Origin of the sequence: Pseudoalteromonas sp. Angola-4 (assembly GCF_028599265.1) — a bacterium.
GTDB lineage: Bacteria > Pseudomonadota > Gammaproteobacteria > Enterobacterales > Alteromonadaceae > Pseudoalteromonas > Pseudoalteromonas atlantica.
Window position 1 is genome coordinate 1 of the sequence record NZ_JAQREK010000111.1, and the last position, 383, is coordinate 383.

The 383-nt window shown below is 49.3% G+C and carries 1 protein-coding gene; it reads left to right on the plus strand.

Going from position 1 to position 383, the window contains the following annotated elements; translation table 11 throughout:
- The coding region (locus tag PSH48_RS21280) for a hypothetical protein (RefSeq protein WP_273612329.1) at positions 1-383 on the plus strand (383 nt) is incomplete at both ends.

Below are 383 nucleotides of genomic sequence, written 5' to 3' on the forward strand. Positions count from 1 at the left end.
CACGGCGCTTGTACAAAACGGCGAATACGTTACCGATCCGATTGATGCCAGCGCATTAAACGACGGGACACTTACCGCCACAGCTAGCGTGTCTGATGTGGCTGGCAATCCAATTTCAGCACAAGATGCAGTCGAGCTTGATAACACCGCAGTTATTACAACCAGCATTGATAAAACCGCCGACGGCGTGATTAACGGCAACGGCGAAAGCGCCGCTATGGTTATACGTGGCACAGTGACTGATGTTGAAGATGGTCAAACTGTTACCATCACTTTGAGCGATGGTATAAACGCGCCAATTGAAGTTCAAGCAACCGTTCAAAATGGCGAGTATGTTACTGATCCGATTGATGCAAGCGCACTAAACGACGGCACACTCACTG